This window comes from Bacillus sp. OTU2372, from assembly GCF_038440275.1.
Classification (GTDB): domain Bacteria; phylum Bacillota; class Bacilli; order Bacillales; family Cytobacillaceae; genus Neobacillus; species Neobacillus bataviensis_B.
Genome location: NZ_JASATK010000006.1, coordinates 152,721 through 172,216 on the forward strand (window position 1 = coordinate 152,721; position 19,496 = coordinate 172,216).

General features: G+C 37.3%; 16 protein-coding genes and 1 riboswitch. Of the genes, 3 read left to right on the forward strand and 13 right to left on the reverse strand.

The window, feature by feature from the left end; all coding sequences use genetic code 11:
• Nucleotides 1-63: 63 nt before the first annotated feature.
• The 7 genes from AAHB15_RS12630 to AAHB15_RS12660 all read right to left on the reverse strand — a co-directional run bounded on the left by AAHB15_RS12630 (nucleotide 64) and on the right by AAHB15_RS12660 (nucleotide 10,962).
• Nucleotides 64-1,863 carry a sensor histidine kinase gene (locus AAHB15_RS12630; protein ID WP_335573288.1) on the reverse strand — a complete coding sequence of 600 codons (1,800 nt, stop codon included), beginning with the start codon at nucleotides 1,861-1,863 and terminating at the stop codon, nucleotides 64-66.
• 2 nt (nucleotides 1,864-1,865) lie between these two features.
• Nucleotides 1,866-3,452 carry a response regulator transcription factor gene (locus AAHB15_RS12635; protein WP_342042495.1) on the reverse strand — a complete coding sequence of 529 codons (1,587 nt, stop codon included), beginning with the start codon at nucleotides 3,450-3,452 and terminating at the stop codon, nucleotides 1,866-1,868.
• Nucleotides 3,453-3,736: 284 nt separating this feature from the next.
• On the reverse strand, nucleotides 3,737-4,888 hold the full coding sequence (locus AAHB15_RS12640) for a glycosyl hydrolase family 8 (protein WP_335573290.1): 1,152 nt from the start codon (nucleotides 4,886-4,888) through the stop codon (nucleotides 3,737-3,739).
• Between the two features lie 28 nt (nucleotides 4,889-4,916).
• Nucleotides 4,917-6,416: a xylulokinase gene (gene xylB / locus AAHB15_RS12645; protein WP_342042496.1), complete on the reverse strand. Its 1,500-nt coding sequence runs from the start codon at nucleotides 6,414-6,416 to the stop codon at nucleotides 4,917-4,919.
• 87 nt (nucleotides 6,417-6,503) lie between these two features.
• The gene (gene xylA / locus AAHB15_RS12650) at nucleotides 6,504-7,838 is read right to left on the reverse strand and encodes a xylose isomerase (protein ID WP_342042497.1); all 1,335 of its coding nucleotides are present in this window, start codon (nucleotides 7,836-7,838) and stop codon (nucleotides 6,504-6,506) included.
• Nucleotides 7,839-8,065: 227 nt separating this feature from the next.
• Nucleotides 8,066-8,704 (reverse strand): YesL family protein, encoded by a 639-nt coding sequence (locus AAHB15_RS12655; protein ID WP_342042498.1) that lies wholly within the window; start codon nucleotides 8,702-8,704, stop codon nucleotides 8,066-8,068.
• 107 nt (nucleotides 8,705-8,811) lie between these two features.
• Nucleotides 8,812-10,962: a glycoside hydrolase family 52 protein gene (locus tag AAHB15_RS12660; protein ID WP_342042499.1), complete on the reverse strand. Its 2,151-nt coding sequence runs from the start codon at nucleotides 10,960-10,962 to the stop codon at nucleotides 8,812-8,814.
• A gap of 188 nt (nucleotides 10,963-11,150) precedes the next feature.
• Here AAHB15_RS12660 and AAHB15_RS12665 point away from each other — a divergent pair, with 188 nt between their 5' ends.
• The gene (locus tag AAHB15_RS12665) at nucleotides 11,151-12,311 is read left to right on the forward strand and encodes an ROK family protein (protein WP_342042500.1); all 1,161 of its coding nucleotides are present in this window, start codon (nucleotides 11,151-11,153) and stop codon (nucleotides 12,309-12,311) included.
• Nucleotides 12,312-12,426: 115 nt separating this feature from the next.
• Nucleotides 12,427-13,476 (forward strand): lactonase family protein, encoded by a 1,050-nt coding sequence (locus AAHB15_RS12670; protein WP_342042501.1) that lies wholly within the window; start codon nucleotides 12,427-12,429, stop codon nucleotides 13,474-13,476.
• A 226-nt stretch (nucleotides 13,477-13,702) separates the two neighbouring features.
• On the opposite strand, the gene AAHB15_RS12675 is transcribed toward AAHB15_RS12670, so the two are convergent.
• Nucleotides 13,703-13,825 (reverse strand): anti-repressor SinI family protein, encoded by a 123-nt coding sequence (locus AAHB15_RS12675; RefSeq protein WP_342042502.1) that lies wholly within the window; start codon nucleotides 13,823-13,825, stop codon nucleotides 13,703-13,705.
• 28 nt (nucleotides 13,826-13,853) lie between these two features.
• Nucleotides 13,854-13,937, reverse strand: a riboswitch (cyclic di-GMP riboswitch).
• Nucleotides 13,938-14,494: 557 nt separating this feature from the next.
• On the opposite strand from AAHB15_RS12675, the gene AAHB15_RS12680 reads away from it, so the two are divergent.
• Nucleotides 14,495-14,956 (forward strand): VanZ family protein, encoded by a 462-nt coding sequence (locus AAHB15_RS12680; RefSeq protein WP_446715864.1) that lies wholly within the window; start codon nucleotides 14,495-14,497, stop codon nucleotides 14,954-14,956.
• Nucleotides 14,957-15,017: 61 nt separating this feature from the next.
• On the opposite strand, the gene AAHB15_RS12685 is transcribed toward AAHB15_RS12680, so the two are convergent.
• Genes AAHB15_RS12685 through AAHB15_RS12705 form a run of 5 tightly spaced genes read right to left on the reverse strand, consistent with a single transcriptional unit; the run spans nucleotide 15,018 to nucleotide 19,450 of the window.
• Complete coding sequence (locus AAHB15_RS12685; protein ID WP_342042503.1) at nucleotides 15,018-16,109, reverse strand: nucleotidyltransferase domain-containing protein; 1,092 nt, start codon at nucleotides 16,107-16,109, stop codon at nucleotides 15,018-15,020.
• A 17-nt stretch (nucleotides 16,110-16,126) separates the two neighbouring features.
• Nucleotides 16,127-17,932, reverse strand: coding sequence for an ABC transporter ATP-binding protein (locus tag AAHB15_RS12690; protein ID WP_342042504.1), 1,806 nt, complete (start codon nucleotides 17,930-17,932; stop codon nucleotides 16,127-16,129).
• A gap of 18 nt (nucleotides 17,933-17,950) precedes the next feature.
• On the reverse strand, nucleotides 17,951-18,409 hold the full coding sequence (locus AAHB15_RS12695) for a signal peptidase I (RefSeq protein ID WP_342042505.1): 459 nt from the start codon (nucleotides 18,407-18,409) through the stop codon (nucleotides 17,951-17,953).
• Nucleotides 18,399-18,674 carry a PqqD family protein gene (locus AAHB15_RS12700; protein ID WP_342042506.1) on the reverse strand — a complete coding sequence of 92 codons (276 nt, stop codon included), beginning with the start codon at nucleotides 18,672-18,674 and terminating at the stop codon, nucleotides 18,399-18,401. Before AAHB15_RS12700 ends, AAHB15_RS12695 begins: the two co-directional genes overlap by 11 nt.
• Nucleotides 18,671-19,450 carry a hypothetical protein gene (locus tag AAHB15_RS12705; protein WP_342042507.1) on the reverse strand — a complete coding sequence of 260 codons (780 nt, stop codon included), beginning with the start codon at nucleotides 19,448-19,450 and terminating at the stop codon, nucleotides 18,671-18,673. The genes AAHB15_RS12700 and AAHB15_RS12705 overlap by 4 nt, the downstream gene beginning before the upstream one ends.
• Nucleotides 19,451-19,496 lie beyond the last annotated feature (46 nt).

Here is a 19,496-nt window from a genome sequence, read left to right on the forward strand (position 1 = left end):
TTTTGTAAGCACTTTCATTATAGTTTGAAAGGGTTGCTGCCAACCATTTAAAAAGTATAGATGTTATTTAACAAAGTATAGATTATTTTCATGATTGTCTGTTTTTAAAGATTGATTATCAATTTTATAGGGTATTTGTATGGCTACCATCGTCCCCTTTTGGATTTGACTGCTAATGTCGAACTGAAAAAGATTCTGATAGTACAGTTTTAAACGATAATAAACATTTTTAATCCCTACGTTTTCTCCGATATCTTCCTCATTTTTCAATGAGGTTAATAAATTGCTTTTCTTTGCTTCCGTCATTCCTGCACCATTGTCCTCGATGATGCAAGTCAATGTACCATTTTCCAGCTTAATTATTACTTTTATTTGCCCATTATCTTTTAATGGTTCGATACCATGAATACTCGCATTTTCGATAAACGGCAATAGTGCCATATTGGGGATCATACAGTGTTCGGCTGCCTCGTCCACATGAATCTCATAAGATAGTTTTTCACCAAATCTATATTTTTGTATTTCAAGGAAGCTTTTTATTAGATTTATTTCTGCACGTACGGTAACGAAATCTTTCCCCCATGTAAGCGAATTGCGAAATATCTTCGCCATATTGTGAATGATTTTGGCAGTTTCATTCTCTTCCTTCATCAAGCTTCTCATTCGGATCGTTTCAAGTGCATTAAATAAAAAATGAGGATTGATCTGACTTTGAAGTGCACTCAGCTGGGCTCGATTTCTTTTAATCTCTAAATCCTTTTTTTGGATATTAGCCAAATAGACATCATTAATCAGTTCTTTAATTTTTCTAGTCATTCTATTAAATTCACTGGTTAATTGGCCTATTTCATCGGTATATTCCGGACCAGAAATCTTTTCAAAGTTTTGATCCCCCAATTTTTTCACATGCCTTAGGATTCGATGCAGTCTTGTTAGAAAAGAACGGTTGATTAAAATGATGATGATAGAAGGAAGCAATATATTAATAATGGCTAGATAAATAATAAAAAGTCCGGATTTATAAACGGTATTGAGCATCGTTTTTTCTGAAATCGTCCCAACCACTTTCCAGTTTCGGAGATAGGCCTGGTCCAAGTAGGTCGTATTTAGAAGTACCGTCTTATTTGTCTTCGAAACATGGCTAAATGGAATGACCTTTTCTCTCCATGCTAAATTTTTCTTAGTTGAATACTCTATTTCGCCCTTCTCATTTAAAAGGTACACATCGCCTTTAAAGGTGACATTATGAAAAATATTTTCAATCGTTGCGGGATTAATATCGATTCTGACTACCTTTTGTTTATTATTGAAGTTAAAATAATTGAGCTTTCTTATAATACTGAATGTTGACGTTTGGTCATTGATTTGTGAGTGTAAAACAATGGGAGACGTATTATTTCGTTCCATTACTTGTTGATACCAAGCTGTTTTGGTGATTTCCTCCGTTAATGGATACACCCCGCCTGAATAAATGATGGTTGGGTTATCCGTATAAAACCGAATCGAATTAATGGAAGGATTAATTGGGCTCGATTGATTAAACGTTCGTAAATAGGTGTCATAATCATCAACGTAATCCACATCTGTCGGATAGTCCTTCTCTAGGAATAAATTAATATTGGTATTGGTATAAAGAGAGGAAGAGATCCCAACTGCATCGTCAATGATTCCCCCAAAATCGTTACTAATCTGTCTCAACGCCAGCTCTGAGTCGTGCATTTGCTGTTTTTTTACATTGTTAATCGTAACGGTGTAAAAAATAATATTGGTCAAAACAATGGGAATAAGGACAGAAAAAATATAGATAATCAATAATTTATTACTTAATCGCACATTATGAAAACTTAATTCAGCTCGTTTCATATTTATCTCACTTTTCTATTTTCTAAGATTTTATTACGATATTCAGAGGGTGTTATTTTTTCAAGTTTACCGAAAATAGTGACAAAATAATCGGTATTATTAAACCCCACTCTTTCAGCAATTTCATAAATCTTCTGATCCGATTGCCGCAGCAGTTTTTTTGCTTCATGAATCCTGACTTGTAATAAATAATCTTTAAAATAAATCCCATAGGTTTTCTTAAATAACTGTCCTAAATAGACGGGATTCATATAGAACTTGGCTGCGATGGTCTTTAGACTAATATTCTCCCTATAATGTGTATCAACGAATTGTTTAATTTTATGGGCCTCACCATCTGATGTTTGTTTACGGAGGATCTTGATGTTCTCCATACTCTCTAGCACAAACTCAAGAAATTGTTTTCTTAATTGTGATAAAGTCAACTGATAGTTTTGCAGTTGGAGCATTGTCTGGAAGGAATTTAATTGGGATACCTCTCCCTCCATATTTTTAATTAACTTTAAAATAGAGTGTACACACCGATTGATGGATGCGTGAACCGCCACGCGCGCCATATTTTTCGAGGTAAACTGGAGGAATATTTTATCGACTGTTTCCATAATGCCTATTGTTGCACTTTCTTCTATTTGTTCTATTAGTAAGTGATAATAGGAATCCTCCAGCTCTGTATAAATAATCAATTGATCACTTACTTCATTTGAAAAAATAATACTTTTATCATCATGGACATATTTGTACTCTCGTGCTTTTTGGGCAGCTTCGAAGGAGTTTTTTAACAAATGCAATTTCGAAACAGCTGGTCCAATATAAAAGGTAACATCTTGTTTCACACTTCTTAAAAGTAGTCCATGGATCCACTGGCTAAAATGACTGATTTGCATCTTAAAACAATGCAGATAGGTTGACGGAATTAACAGTCCATAGCTTCCTTGTTCCAATTCTTGAATAAATACGCCCACCTGAGGGTCGCATATTTCACGAATGACCGTAATGATTTTATCCTTAACTTGATTGTCAGGGATCGTTCCACTTTGATTGAGAGGAAGTCCATTTACCTCTAAAATCATATAATAATATTCCGTCACATTCCCCAAGGATAATTCTCTTGAAAAATCATATGTATCCTGCTCATTCACTTTGCCATGGATCAAATTTTCAAGTAGGACCGCTTTCTTTATCTCAATATTTTTTTCAAACAACAGCTTTTGTTCTGATATGGATGCTGCAAGAGATGTGAGTGTCTCTTCTATCTCATCTTGATCAATGGGTTTAAGGATAAAATCATGCACTCCATAACGAACGGCTTGTTGAGCGTATTTAAAATCACTATGGCCGCTAATAATAATAAATTTAGGATGCTTTCCGTCTTTTTTCATGACTTGTTTTATTAGTTCTAGTCCATCTAAAACGGGCATCCGGATATCGGTTATGACGAGGTCTGGACATACACCATCGATAAGGGCTAATGCATCTTCTCCGTTTGCTGCCTCTCCAATAACTTCAAATCCACAGCTATTCCAATCTATTAAACTTTTTAGGCCTTTGCGGAAATATATTTCATCGTCTACTAATATCACTTTGTGCATTTCTATCAACTCCATTTAGATGAAATTAATGAATAGGCGATTTCCAAACCCATAAAACGCTTACATTTTTTTAAAAAACAACACCCGATTTCATTGAGAATGTTTATTGATTCAACTATCTTATTGGTTTTATTTTATCACGGAACATTGTTTAGCTGTTATACTATCCTTTGATTTATGTAACTATACAGAATATTCATAGGAAAGAAAATAGCTTGAAGAGCATACTTCAAGCCATTGTTTAAGTAAGATATTTAAAATTAGAGATATAACATTGAGCTTCTTTATTGAGGCATCCAAATTTTATAGTTGCCGCTTAATGCTAATAAGCTGAAAAAGTAAAGGCAGTTATCATAGTATCGTCTTACCCCAGTCCGGACAGGTGTATTCCAGAATAGTTCGACCCATTTTAAACAGTCTGGGCCATCCGCAGCAAGAGATGCCATCGCATTAGTCGCTAGCAAACCGACGGGATGGAGGGATTTTTCCTCGAATGGAACGCCCGCAATCGTATAACGGCGATAATCAGCCGGATCTTTATCGGCAAAGAAGGCTTGAAGCTTATTCGCCTCTTCCGTTTCCCATGCATCCCCTCTAAACCACTCATAATCAAGTCCAATATTAGCTGCAACACGATAAGCATCACTGAAAAAATGGCCATAGCCTCGTTCATTGTTTGGGGTACCATCATAATAGGCATACTCAGGTGCTAAGCCTGTTTCAGGATGACAGGAAATTTTCAAATACTCCCTGCTCGCTCTACTTGCTTCCTTCCAGAATGCACGGTCCTCTTCATAAGCCCACAACGCAAATAACTCATAAAAATGTGGTAAATGATAGGATGGATCCGAGAACTCGCAATTAGGGATAAATTTAATTAACTTATTTTCTTTATTCCACATAGGGAAGCCGACACCGTCTTCCCCCTTATGAAGGCAGGTCCGAAGAATGTCTTTTGCTTGAACGCTATAGTTAAAAGGAGCTGGACCGTCTCCCCAACGGTGGGAGGCAAAGAATAAGGCCATTGCAAAAAACTCTTCTCCATCAGGTGCCGGACCGTAGGCATTTTTCGTACCATCAGGCTGACATGACCAGGCAAAGTAGCCCGCGTTTTCTCCCTTCGTCATATACATGTACTCATAAGTCCATTTCCAAAGCCGGTCAAAAACATCCTTATTATCCATTTGAACCGCCATCATCATTCCATAGGACATTCCTTCAGTACGTACATCGAGGTTCCCAGTATCGAGCATGTAACCTAAATCTTCTCCGACTGGATAATAGATTCTGGTATCTTCATCCCCATTAAAGAGCTGTTCCCAATTGTGCTTAATTCTTTTATTAATTTCTTCGTCTGTTTTGCCGATTTCTTTGAAGAGATTACGATATTCACCAGTGTAAAAAGAGCCCTCTTGCTTTTCAACTAACTTTGTCATATGTTCCCTCCATATATCGATCCTATACTTATCTTCTAAAATCCTTTAATTGGTCATTAAGCGTCTTTGTTTGTGCATAAACTTGTTGGTAAATAGTAAATAGTTTACTATATTTTTCAACATTTTCCTTAATAGGATAATAGGTTTTTGACGTTTGTATAAAGGCATCCGCACACTCTTTAAGGGAGGTAAACCAGCCGCACCCATAGGCTGCTAACATAGCTGCGCCCATTCCTGGTCCTTGTTCACTTGTAAGCTTTTCAATTTTGCTATTGAAAATATCTGCCTGCATTTGCAGCCATGTTTCGTTTTTAGCACCGCCGCCAATGGAAATGATTGAATCAATGGTCTTACCACTGTTTCTAAAAATTTCAATTGACTCATTTAATGAAAAAGTGATTCCCTCAAGAACTGCACGTGCAAAGTGCTTCCGTTCATGGCCAGCATCAATTCCAATAAAGCTGCCGCGGATATTTGAATCAGCATGTGGTGTTCTTTCTCCAACGATATATGGAGTGAATAATAGTCCGTCACTGCCTGCAGGTACTCCATCGACGCCTTCTAAAAACTCTTCAAATGCTTCTTCTTTGGCAAAGGTGTCCTTAAACCAACTTAAGCTATAGCCGGCAGCAAGAGTCACACCCATCGTGTAATAAGTGTTTTCCTCACCGTGGTTAAAATAATGAACTTTTCCTTCAAAATCGAGATCACTTCTTTCTTCATAAGAAAGGACGACACCAGATGTTCCAATGCTGCATAATGTTTTGCCTTCAGATAAAATTCCTGAGCCAATCGCACCACAAGCATTATCTGCCCCGCCAGCAAACACCTTTGTTGCTTCAGTTAATCCGGTTGCTTGCGCAAATTCAGCGGTTACCGTTCCAACACATGCATGGGATTCTACTAGCGGTGGGCAAAGTTCAGGGGAGATTCCAAATTGATTTGCGATCTCTGAACTCCATTCCCGTTTACTTACATTTAACAGTAAAGTTCCGGCCGCATCGGAATACTCCATATGGATGTTACCTGTAATCCGGTAACGCAAATAATCCTTCGGAAGCAAGAATACGCTTGCAGAATTGAAAATCTCAGGCTCATTCTCTTTTACCCAGAGGATTTTCGGTAAGGTGAATCCTTCCAATGCAGGATTCTTCGTAATATTTAGCAAGTTCTCTTGTCCGACAACAGCGTATATTTCCTGGCATTGCTTTGTGGTCCTTACGTCATTCCAAAGAATCGCGTTTCGCAGTACCTGGTTGGCTTCATCTAATAAAACTAATCCGTGCATCTGCCCCGAAAAGCTGATTCCCTCAATGTCCTTCACGTCCCCTTGAAATGCCTGAATGAGTTCTGCAAGTCCCTCTGTCGTCTTTGTTACCCATTCCTCCGGGTTTTGTTCGCTATAGCCAGATTTCTCGATAATTAATGGATAGGATTTGGAAACTTCCTGGCATACTTCACCATTTTGATTGACGAGTAGAATTTTAACTGCACTTGTCCCAAGGTCTACTCCGATAACGTATTTCATTTATAGTCCCCTTTTCTATAAAAATGTGCTGGACAAGTAACTTCCAGCACATTTTCCATTTTATTTTGTTATGATCTGTGTTGTTTATTATCTAACTGTAACACCTGAAAGTGTTTCTAATAGATATTGGTTAAGGGTAGCCCTTAAAACTTCTGTTCTGCCTGATTTATTTTTAATTTCAGTTAATCCTAGTGCATACTCTTCTAGTTCACGGAAATTTGTTCTGCCTTCGACGATTTCTAAACCAATACCTTTTGTATAGCTGCTGTAACGGTCATCAATGAAGTTTTCAAATACGCGGTCTTCTAGTAACTTATTCGCTACTTTTAATCCAATTGCAAATGCATCCATACCTGCAATATGTCCGTGGAATAGATCTTCTGGTTCGAACGAGCCTCTGCGTACTTTTGCGTCGAAGTTCGTTCCGCCTTTACCTAAACCGCCATTTAGGAGAATCTCATACATTGCTAATGTTGTAGCATACAAGTCAGTTGGGAATTCATCTGTATCCCAGCCAAGTAATGGATCACCTTGGTTTGCATCGATCGATCCAAGCATACCATTGATACGAGCCACACGAAGTTCATGTTCGAATGTATGACCAGCTAATGTTGCATGGTTTGCTTCAAGATTGAACTTGAAATAATCAGTTAAGTCATATTTTTGTAAGAATGCTAGTCCAGTCGCTACATCAAAGTCATATTGGTGTTTTGTTGGCTCTTTTGGCTTTGGCTCAATTAAGAATGGAACATTTAGGCCAATTTCTTTAGCATAGTCTACAGCCATGTGGAAGAAGCGTGCTAAGTTATCTTGCTCAAGCTTCATATCTGTATTTAATAGTGTTTCATATCCTTCACGGCCGCCCCAGAATACATAATTTTCTGCGCCTAGTTCCTTCGCTACTTCTAAGCCCTTCTTCACTTTTGCTGCAGAGTAAGCGAATACATCTGCATTCGGAGAAGTTGCTGCACCATGTGTATAGCGAGGATTTGTAAACATGTTAGCAGTGTTCCAAAGAAGCTTGGTCTTGCTTGTTTTCATGTATTCTTTGATCATTGAAACAATAATATCTTGGTTTTTATTTGATTCAGCTAATGTGCTTCCTTCTGGAGCGATATCGGCATCATGGAAAGCAAAGAATGGAACATTTAATTTTTCAAAAAGTTCAAATGCTGCTTCAACGCGTGCTTTTGCTAAATCAAGTCCTGTTAAGTGGTTCCAAGGACGAATTGCTGTACCTACGCCAAATGGATCTGTTCCATCAGCTGTAAATGTATGCCACCAGGTAACAGAGAAACGTAGTAATTCCTCCATTGTTTTTCCGTTAATTACTTCTTGTGGGTTATAATACTTAAATGCTAAAGGATTAGTTGAATTTGCACCTTCAAATTGAATGTTTTTTACATTTTCGAAATAAGCCATGGTTGGATTCCTCCTAAGTTTTTTCGGTTTCAGACTAACTCATGTAACTGCTTTCATACGTTATTTAATCTATTAGTCTGTAACCCTTTTCTTTAATTAGATTATAGCATCCTCTACTTCGTTTGTCTATCGGATAAACAAAGATTTATAGAAAATATTTTGGACAATTTTTGGCAAAGAAAAAAGCTGTACCATTTTTTACGGTGACAGCTTTTTCGGTAGTAAGTTTAATTTTGTACACTGAGCTTTCTTTGTTTGGCTTCAATCCGATTAAAACTTTGTTTGGCTCCCGTCATCACCATAAGAGAGAATAAACTTATGCCAAAAAACGGAACAATCCCATTAATATAACCATACAGAATACCTATCAGGATAGTTGCGGCAATCATCAAAATGGTGATATGCATGTTAATGATTCCAATAAAAAAGGAATTCTTAATATACTGGATCAGGCGTAATTCGTAATGGACATAAACAGGAAAAAGATAAAGCATGGTAATGAAGAATAAAATCGAAACAATCAACAGCGGGATGGAGAGCACATATTGTATCGTTCCTCCAACTGTGATCAGATACTTGAAATCGAAATACAGGAACATCCCGATCAAAGCCATTAGCCATCCAAGCTTGTTTGCTTTTATAAACTCTTTTTTATAGGTATCCAAAAAGGTACGAAAAATCGGTATATCCGTTTCATCCATCAACCACTTTCTTAAAATGGTAAACAATGCTGCTGATGCTGGTGAAATACCGAGAAAAATAAGACCACCCAATGAAAAGAGCAACCATAATATATTTACATAGGCTAGTTTCATAACCCATTCACAACCTGTGTATGCCTTGCCAACTACACTGTTAAATTGCATGTTCTTTCACCTCTTGATGAGTACTAACTTTATTATAAGAAAAGTATAGCATTACTTCTATTAAAAAATAGGACTGTCTAGTTAAAACCAGACAGTCTCTTATCCTATTATTCAGTCAATGTAGAAGCCATTAATGGTGCGGATTTTTTACTTTCCTCAAGCCATAAAATACTTGTTACTCCACGCGGGTAATATTTACTTCCAGCAATTTCACCAGAAATAATTTGATCGCTCCAGCTCCAAACAGATAGAGTTGGGTGCGTAAGCCAAGCGACATGGGCCGCGTCTGCCTTTACCCCTTTTTCATCCCAATTCAGTCCAAGAATTTCACGGGCAATAAACTGGCTTAAGTAAACCTTACTTAACCAGGAGTTATTGCTTGTAGACGAAATCTTCCAGCCGCCATCTTCAAACAAGCAAACACCTTCAGTTAATACGGTTGTTAAGTGCTTTTTCAATACTTGAATGTAGGTGCCAAAACGGCCATTTTGATCCAATGCACCTTTGTTGTTTGTATAGTAAGGGAAAATCAGTCCTTCAATCGCTGGAATAATCTTAGAATCGTTCCCTTCCTTAATAACCGCAGGGATATAGCCGCCAGGCGTTATATGGCCTGCAATCGTGGATGCACATTTTTCCGCTAGCTCTCCAGCCTGTTTCGACAAGTCAGCTAGTCCATTCTCTTTAAAGATTTTCTCTAATGCCACATAGGATGCCCATGTCTTGCCGGCTAAATAAATATTGTTTCTTGCCTGACCTAGCGAAACATCTAAACTATCATAAGTGGTAATCTCGGCACCGCCCATTACGCGTGTGGAGTCAAGACCCATAATGCCATCCCGTTTATCTGCTTCCGGATGGTCACGATTTATCATGCTATCAAAGCAGCGGCCGAATACATCCAAATTAGACTTTAACCACTCTGCATCACCGGTTTGTTCCACATATACCGATGCACACAATACCCAGTTCACTAGCTGCTCATAGGTCATATGGGAGAAACAGCCGTCCAAGCCATATAGCTCGTAGGAAGAATAATGAGGACGAGAAACCGTATTGGCAACCCCCATATCATGCGTAAAGCTGATACCGCCGGGGTATTCGGTTTCATCTCCTGGGAATCGTACTTTATCTTCGTAGCTAAACCGACTGACAAACATGTCCAACTCATTCTTTACGGTCCATGGGTTCATTTTTAACTCAAAGAAAATTTGGTCGACCGTTAAGTCAAAAGTGTTCATCATCCGGTATTCACCTTCGTTCACCACCCAGAATGGTTCTCCATCGACATCAAGCAATTGGGTAGAGCCATAATAGCTGCGAATCGAATGAATCATCATAAACTTTTGATCATCTGATAAATCCGCATCACTTACTAAACGATTGGATTCTTTTGCAACTGCTGTGAATTGATCAAAATTTTCTAAGGCAAAAGCCGCTACAGATTCGATGTTTGGAAAATATCTCGTATATAAATAAGAAGCATCTAGCCCTGCTGTTACATAGCCCCCGCGATAGAAGCAGACAGCAAATTTATAGGTACGTTTTTGTCCGGCAGGAACATCCACAACCAGTGCCCCGACAGGCCCTAAACCGAAGGTCCAGTTTTCTTCAAACGGTGTCGTTAAGATATTTTCCAAACTAAAGTGCAGAGCTGACTTCACTTCAGGGTCATTTGTGGTAATCGCTGTTAAGCGGCCTTGACCAATCCCAGCAATCCCATCACACGTGTCGTCCATACGACGCATTGAACTGTATGGGTCACTGCCTTGATAGCCAAAAAAGGCTCGGCGGCTTTTCGTTCCTTGCGTGTTATCAATGGTAAGCTCTGCCCAAACAGCTGGGATTAAAGCATTTTTCAGTTCCTCTTCTGCGGCTGCAGCCGGATCTGGTACGGATTGGACTTGAGAATAGATGGTGAAAGTTAAGTCGCCCGCCTTCCAAGAATCCGTTCCTAACTGAAAGTTCCGTTCTATTTTTTCCTTCTCAAAAGGTAAAATGATGCGCGGCTTATCTGGGTTTGGATCCATATTTTCAATATCATAGCGCTTACTTTCATCATCTTCTAGTTCAAAGAATGGCAGTGCTTCATAGATTCCTTCACGTTCCGAGGATTCCACACCCACATAGACATTTTTTCTTGGAGAACGGCCTAGCTCTAAATCGAGCCCCCCTCCATTTCCATAAAAACCAAGGGTAAAACTTGAAAAGGCTCCGATTGGTGAATGATGTGCGTTGAAAAACATGTTTTTAGTCAAATAGTTCCCCTTCTTTCTTCATCTGATAGTTAGTTTTGCGCAAATTGAGCGTTGTTCTTAGACTAGTCAGAGGTTATTTCTTACCGAATACAATAGCATTATAGCATCCTTTTCTTTGTTTGTATATTCAATAAACTAAGTTTATGTTAAGATATAGATACGATAACGAACGTAGGGAGATTTTTTCATTGACAACCATTACATGGAATCAACAAGTAGTAAAAAGAAACAATAAATCTTTGGTACTGCAAATGATTATCGATAAAGAACCGATCTCACGTGCAGACATTGCTCAGGTAACCGGCCTAAATAAGGGTACTGTTTCATCAATGGTGAATGAATTATTAGAAGAAGAACTCATTTATGAGTCTGGCCCAGGTGAATCCAGCGGCGGCAGACGTCCCGTTCTTCTTCACTTTAATAAAGTAGCGGGATACGCAATTGGCATTGATATCGGGGTTAATTATATCCTGAGTGTTTTAACTGATTTAAAGGGAAATATTATCATTGAAAAAAACCAGCTCATCCAAGATTCCAGTTTTCCAGCTGTTAAAGAGCTTGTCAAGACAGGTATCCAAAGCCTGCTTCATGAAATGCCTCAAAGCAAATATGGTGTTGTTGGTGTCGGAATGGGTGTTGCAGGTATTGTTGATAAAGAAGGAATGGTGTTACTTGCTCCTAACTTAGGCTGGAAATACGTCACATTTAAGGCAGAGATTGAGGATGAATTTAAACTTCCTGTTATGATTGAAAACGAAGCGAATGCCGGTGCATATGGAGAAAAACAATTTGGTGCAGGCCAACATCACGAAAATATCATCTATATAAGTGCCGGAATAGGTATTGGAGTTGGAATCATCCTGAATGGTGAGTTGTATCAAGGGAATAATGGCTATTCTGGAGAATTTGGGCATATGATCATCGATGTTGACGGAAGACCCTGTAGCTGCGGAAGCAGAGGATGCTGGGAAATGTATGCTTCAGAACATACTCTTTTAAAAATGACTAAGGATAAGGCCGCGACACTTGAATCATTAATTCAACTAGCTGAGAAAGATGACAAAGATACACTGGAACTTTTTGAGGAAATTGGCTCTTATCTCGGCTATGGCATCAATAATATTATCAATACATTTAATCCACAGCAAGTCATTATCGGAAATCGGTTAGCCAAAGCAAAGAAGTGGCTAGAAAAGCCAATAAGAAGAACGATTGAAAACCATACCTTGTCCTTTCACCAAAACGAAATGGAGGTACGTTTTTCATCTCTATCCATTTATTCTTCAGCCCTAGGTGTTGCGGCCTTCGCTGTAGAAAACTTTATTAAGGACATTGTCATAACACAGTAATTGGGGAGTATTTCGATTTCCGGACGTTAACAGAAAAAGCTTCGGTTCTTAAATTGAGTAAAAATTGGTAATGTTTGATAAAATAAGACGAAACCAATTCTGAAGGAGTGTAAAAATGGCCAACTATAAAGGTTATATCGGAACCTATACAAAGGGAGATAGTAAAGGAATCTATTCCTTTACACTGAATACAGATGAAGCAAGAATTGAAGACATAAAGGTGGCTGCCGAATTAGGGAACCCTACCTATTTAGCAATCAGCAAAGACAATCGCTACCTCTACTCGGTTGTTAAAGAAGGAGATACTGGAGGTATCGCCGCTTACTCCATTGGTGAAACAGGTGACCTAACAGCCATTAACAGCGAAGTTTTGGCAGGATCACCGCCGTGTTATGTGAGTGTAGACAGCAAGAATCGTATGGTGTTTGGTGCCAACTATCACCAAGGACTTGTTCAATCCCATCTTATTAACCAAGAGGACGGTGCAGTGTTACCTTATGCTTCTATCAGCGAGCATGAAGGATCAGGTCCTGATCCAAGACAGGAAAAGCCTCATACCCATTATTCTGAATTGACACCTGATGAAAAGTATCTTGCCGTGTGTGAATTAGGAATTGATGCTGTTATTACCTATGCCGTGGAGGAAGATGGCATTCTTACCAAGGTGAATCTTTTACCTGTAAAAGCAGGCAGCGGCCCAAGACATCTTGTTTTTCATCCAAATAGGGATATGGCCTATGTAATGACAGAGTTCAGTTCTGAAGTGATTGTTTTAAACTATAATCCAGACAATGGCCATTTTACTGAAGTTCAATATATTTCTACATTACCTGAGGATTTTAAAGAAAATAATCAGGGCAGTGCGATACATATCTCTGCAAATGGACGTTATGTTTATGCTGGCAATCGCGGGCACAACAGTATTGCCGTTTTCAGTGTGGATCCAGGTTCTGGTGAGCTTACGTTTGTGGAGCATACTTCTACTGAGGGAGATTGGCCAAGGGATTTTGAGATTGATCCGAGTGGAAAGTTTGTGGTTGCTGTGAATCAGGAGTCAGGCAATGCCGTGTTGTATTCAAGGGATGAGTTTTCGGGTAGATTGACGTTGATTACTTCTGATATTACGGTGCCTTATGGGGTTTGTGTGAAGTTTTTAAATTATTAACTTATACTAAAAAACAGCTTAACTAATTGTTTAACAATTGGTTAAGCTGTTTTTATTGTGTTGTAGGGCATTTATTTGCATTTCTCCTTAATAAAAATACTGTGCGTGGTGGCAGGTTTTTATTAAATATTATGAATATTATGTAAAATTATTGCATAGTACCCCTTATGAATTGTTTAGTATATTGAACTCTAAATCTGCTTTTATAAATTTTCTAAGGAATATATTACTTAGGATTTGATATAAAATCCCTAATTTCATCAATGGAAAGTCCTAGATTTTTAGCTTCATTAATTAGGTCTAACCATTCACTATCTAGTTCTTTTTCAGCAGTAGTTAATACGGACACAATTTACCCTCCTAAAAATGATACTATTTTAGGTAACTCAGCCATCCTAGTTAAAAACCTTAGACCTGGAGCTTTGCGCCCCATTCTTTCGAATGGTTTGCCTTTATCTTGTATAGTCTTAAAGTGTTAGAGTATTAAAGCACTAAATATTTAAATAACTATACTAATAGTACTATAGTCTTCTTTAAATCTAAATGAAAATATTTCCAAAACTTTCGACAATTTTTGTAAATTCCTTATTAATAGTTAAAAAGTTTTAAAACACATTTCTCACAGGTTACCTGACCTAATTCAATGAATTTAATTTTTCTTAGAGTTTTCCTTTTAATCTTTCTTTCCGTATTAAATTCTAGTCCACATACACAATAATATGAGTCTTTCACAATGTGTATCTGATCTTTTTCTTCTATTAATGGATAGATCATTACTTCCCTTCTTTTCTAGGTATTGGTTCCTAACAAAGAACAGTATATGTTCATTATAGAGAATATGTAGAATTTTGTAAATAATAATTGGGTTAATTTTACCCGAAGAAATATATATAACAAATAATACAAAAGTTGTAGGATTTTGTTTTACTACCTGGACAGCTAAAGTGTTGTTCTCCATAAAGAACAATGGTAACATAAAAATTAGATGATTATTAAAAATAATAGGAGAGGGGACAAAATGGGTGACCAGCGGATTGAGAAAAATAACTCACAAAGAGAACCAATTTTATTAAAATTACTATTCATTACTTTATGGGGACTATTTTTATTATTAAATACATGGACGGAAAGTATCGAGAAGCTAATGTACCTACATACTTTCGGATTTAAATGGGTACCTAATCCTGACTTTTCGTCATTCTTTATTTTTAATGATATTACATTGGTCCATTCTGAATTTATTAAAGTAAAATCAGGACATTTTATTGGTTTTGCAATATTAGATTTTCTTCTTTTTACCTTAATAAGGAATCATAAATACTCGATTGGACTAGCTTTGCTTTTTGCGTTTATAACCGAGTTTTTCCAATTGTTTTTCGGAAGGGATGGCAGATTTTACGATTTGGTTATTGATTCATTAGGGATTTTTTCTGTATATTTTTTAACTAATAGATTTCCCTCAAAACATAAGGCTAGGTGATAAAAGGATGAGCAAATGGCTCATCCTTTTTGGTTTCTCAGTTTCTCCACTTGAAGCTTAGTTAATGAGTTAAAAATACCTTTACCATGGACGTTAATCTTTTTTTATATAAAGTCATATACATCTTGAATAACGACTGCCCTTTCTGCTCCCCACCAATTTGAGCAGCAAGTTCATATTTTGAAGGCCATATCAAGTTTACGAGTTCAATTAAACTATGCTTAACTGTATCGTAGCTGAATAACTGATAATCGATAAAGTCGAGGTATCGATTTAATCCTTTTATGTTCTGATACTCCCATTTGGTTTGTTTTATTTTAAATGGCAACTCTTTTACTTCATGCAAATGAGGGAACTGGTGATAGACTATTGATAAAGTCCTCTTTAGCCGCTTTAGTGTTTTGTGCGAGGCAGCAAGTTTTAATAAGTTATCATAATCAATTTTCCCATCTAATTTGTAGATCAACTGTATAATGTCTATAAAATACTTGATTGAATCTAAATTGTGCCGCCAACCGTGTAAGCAAATCATGTAAAATAAGTGATTTGGTGATAGCTCTTTAAGATGTTTAAAACTGCCAACCTGTTCAGATTGATCCCATAAGTCATTTATTCGAAAGTCAGACGTGTTTTCCCTCACTATACTCCAGTGAATTTCTACCACTAACGGCATAGTAGAACCGGGTATAGTTTTACTAAAACTACAATGAAAATGATCAGGTACCTGCTCCTCTTCAACCGTAAATCCTAAGTTATTGATTATTTCAATTGCCCTATTAAGGTCATGTAATTGAATTAAAAGGTCAATATCCGAGGTGGCCCTAGCTCCACTATGGCCAAAATAGTTTTCAGCAAAATGTACCCCTTTAAGTGGGATAACATCTATACTATGATTCTCAAAATTGGTTAGAATGGTATTCATTTGATTTTTGATCAAAAGATTTTGGAATAGCCCTTTTTCATAGCTTTCCTTTAAACGATTTTGAAAAAAAACAGGGGTTTGATTTAGCCTCCCCTGTTGCTTTAATATGAAGAAAACTTGAGATGAGATTCCTTCATTTTCAATATCCAAGAGCGCATGTGTGTAGAACTCTTCTTCTGGGGGCATGTCAGTGTTTTGATTATATAGTAATGTAACCATCTTTAAACTCACGGCTTTCACCCCCCATTCTATTTTGCAACTAAAGGTAAAGTACTCTCGTTTTTTGCACTAAAAGATGATTCATACAGTTTTCGATATAAGCCAATTTGCTTCAATAGTTCCTTATGCGTTCCTTGTTGCACAATTTTCCCCTGCTCCATAACCATAATGACATCTGCATGTTGGATGGTGGACAACCGATGCGCAATAATGATCGTGGTTCGGCCTTTCATTAATTCTTCTAAAGCCTCTTTTACGTAATACTCCGTTTCTCCATCTAAGGCAGATGTAGCTTCATCTAATAACAGAATGGGGGCATCTTTTAAGATTGCTCTTGCAATAGCAACTCGTTGTTTTTGTCCTCCAGATAACTTAATTCCGTTTTCACCAATTTCTGTGTCATATCCTTTAGGTAATGACAGGATAAAATCATGAATTTCAGCCCGAATGGCTGCTTCCACCATTTCTTTTTCAGTGATGTTCGGACGGGCAATCAGTAAGTTTTCCTTCACCGTTTCCGAAAATAGGAAGGTCTCTTGTGGAACAAGGGCAATCGAGCTTCTTAATTCAGATGCCGATAACTCCCTAAGTGATTTCCCTGCAATGAGGATATCACCTGTTTGGGGTTTATAAAAACCTTGGAGGAGATTAAATAACGTACTCTTTCCAGCACCACTCGGACCAACAAGAGCAACTACCTTACCTTCCGGAATTTCAAGGTTAAAATGTTCAAATACATGTTTATTTTCCACATAGCTGAAGGTAACATTTCGATATTCAATTGTCCCGTTAACACAGCTATTTTGAGAAAAGTCTGGAAGTTCTTTTACGTCTGCTGGCTTTTCTAGGACATCGAGTACTCTTTCAAGAGCGGCAACTGACCGTTGAAAGCCAGCCCATACATTGGCCATCCCAGTAATTGGATAGAATAAATGCGTGACTAGGTTTAGAAAGGTTAATAAAGCACCAACTGTAAGAACTCCTTTGGAGACAAAAAGGGCACCAATAGAAACGTTAATAATGAAGGTAATAGAACCTATAATTTGTTCACCTGTCTTATACCAGCTTTGAAGTTTAGCATTATCCAATTCTAATTGATACAATTCCTGATTTTGCTTAGCATACTTCTTATATTGCAGCTTTTCCAATGTAAACGAACGGATTACAGTAAATCCATGAAATGTTTCACTTAAAAGGCTATTGACATTTCCAACTAAACGGTGAATTAATCTGCCATTTTTCCGAAGCAATAAACCAAATACCAAACCAGAAAGTGCTGCAATTGGTGCGATAATCAGGCTTACTAAGCATAGTGTAAGATTAATATTCACTAAATACACAAATACAACAATATAAATAATCGGTAATCTAACAAGGCTAATCAGGCTGCTTCCGATCACTCCATCAACACCATGAATATCATTGGAAAAGTGGGACATTAATTCACCGGAACGATAATTGGACACCTCCCCGGCGGGTAATCTTAAAACATGGTTAAAAAAATGGTTTTTTAGATCCATTTTTACCCCATTGGTCGCAATCATATTAAAAAAGGTATAGGATACACTGGTACCGATACTCATTAAAATAAGGAGTGCTCCATAGGGAATAAAGGATAAAATTTGTTTATAACCACCATGAATGGCTGCATCTGTAATCTCCCCGTAAAACTTGGCAAAAGCAATGGTTAGATATATATCCACTCCTAATAAAAGAAGAATTGCAACATATGCCTTCCACCTTTTGAGAATATAGGGCAGGACAAAGGAAAAGACCCTGCGAATATCCTTCATCGAGAAATATTGAATCATAAGCGATTTTAGCTGATTTTTCATGGCAGGGACACTCCATCATTAATTAAAATGTACATCTAATTTTCTATTTAAATAATTCCGTAAAATACCTGATAGGAATGGAAAAGAAAGGATTAATGTTCCCCAAAGACGGGAGAGCAATTGATTTGTGGTTATTGTGAAATGCCTTTTTTGTATACTGACTAGTTCTCCTAGAATCCAATGTTCTTCAATCGGTTGGTCGAAACCAAGGTTGGTATCTCCCTTTAGGACTAACACCGTTTGATTATTCACTTTTGTTTTTTTAACAAAACGATGCGCAATTAATTCGCCTGTTTGAGAATAATAGAGAATAACATCGCCTTTTTTTAATAATGAAGTTTTACAAGGGACGAACATGCAGATATTCCCTTTTTGGATATAAGGATACATACTATTTCCTGATGAAGGGAGTTCCAGCCAACCATCTTTATTTATTGCTTTTTTTAGTAGTGTAAAGGTGTGAATATCAATTTGCATGTTGAATCAACCCGCACTGAGCAAGATTCTTTAAAAATTCTTCCATATCCTGTTTTACTTGCTGCTGACTTTCAGAAACGGAGAACTTCTCGACCACTTCTTGTGTAAGTGTTTCTGCTGTTTGAGCTCTATTCAGCATAGACCAGCAAAATCCACCCAGATCATTTAGTTTCGTAATAGTATACTGATCGGTGTCTAAAATAACCCATTCACCATCCAGTTCCGTTGCTTCACAAGTTCCTTTTTGAATGTATTGTGTGATCATGATATTAACTCCCAAAAGGTATTATTTTTTTGAAAATGAAGTTCATAGACCGGTACTTGTTTTACTAACAAAGTTAATAGCTTCATAATAGTTCGTGTTTCTTCCTGATTCTGCGGCCAAAAAAATACTTTATCCATTAAACGAAGAAGTGCATCCGCTTTTTCTAATCGATTTCGTTGATTTTGTATTGCTTGGACAAGGAGTTGCATGCTGGCTAACTCTACATTGCCTTGGTAAGGTTCCGCAGCTATTTCACTGCGAAATGGTGAATTATAAACTGAAACTTCATTTGGAGTTATTTTTACGATTGTGGCTTCATCGGATAATAGATTTCTTGGGTATGAAAGTTTTGCTGCCGTAGACTTGCCTGCACCAGAATGGCCAGCAAATAAATGGGCTTTATCATTTTCTAGAGCACAGGAAGAATGAATTAGCAGGCCCCAGTTATGGTGAACAATAAAGGCACTATATAAATTGGTTAAGGCATGTTTTAAAGCGAAATCATCATACACGGAAATAGTTGCAGTTTTATATTCTGAATCCACTTCAATCAAATAATCGGCTCTGGAGTAGATGATTTTATCGTGTTTTTTTATAATGCTTACTTCGTAATCTTGAAAGGGAACACCAAAGCCATCTTGAATCTTAATAAGTAGATCGGGTTGCTGTTTAACAGGAGTATTTGATTTAAAATTATGTAAAATTTCATATTGTTTTTCAGATTCAGTCACAATTTGAATAAAATGGTCACCGATTTTTGTTTTAATGACTTTCATAATAGTCTCCTTAAAAAAATTGAAGAGGGAAGCAAGTGGAACGTTC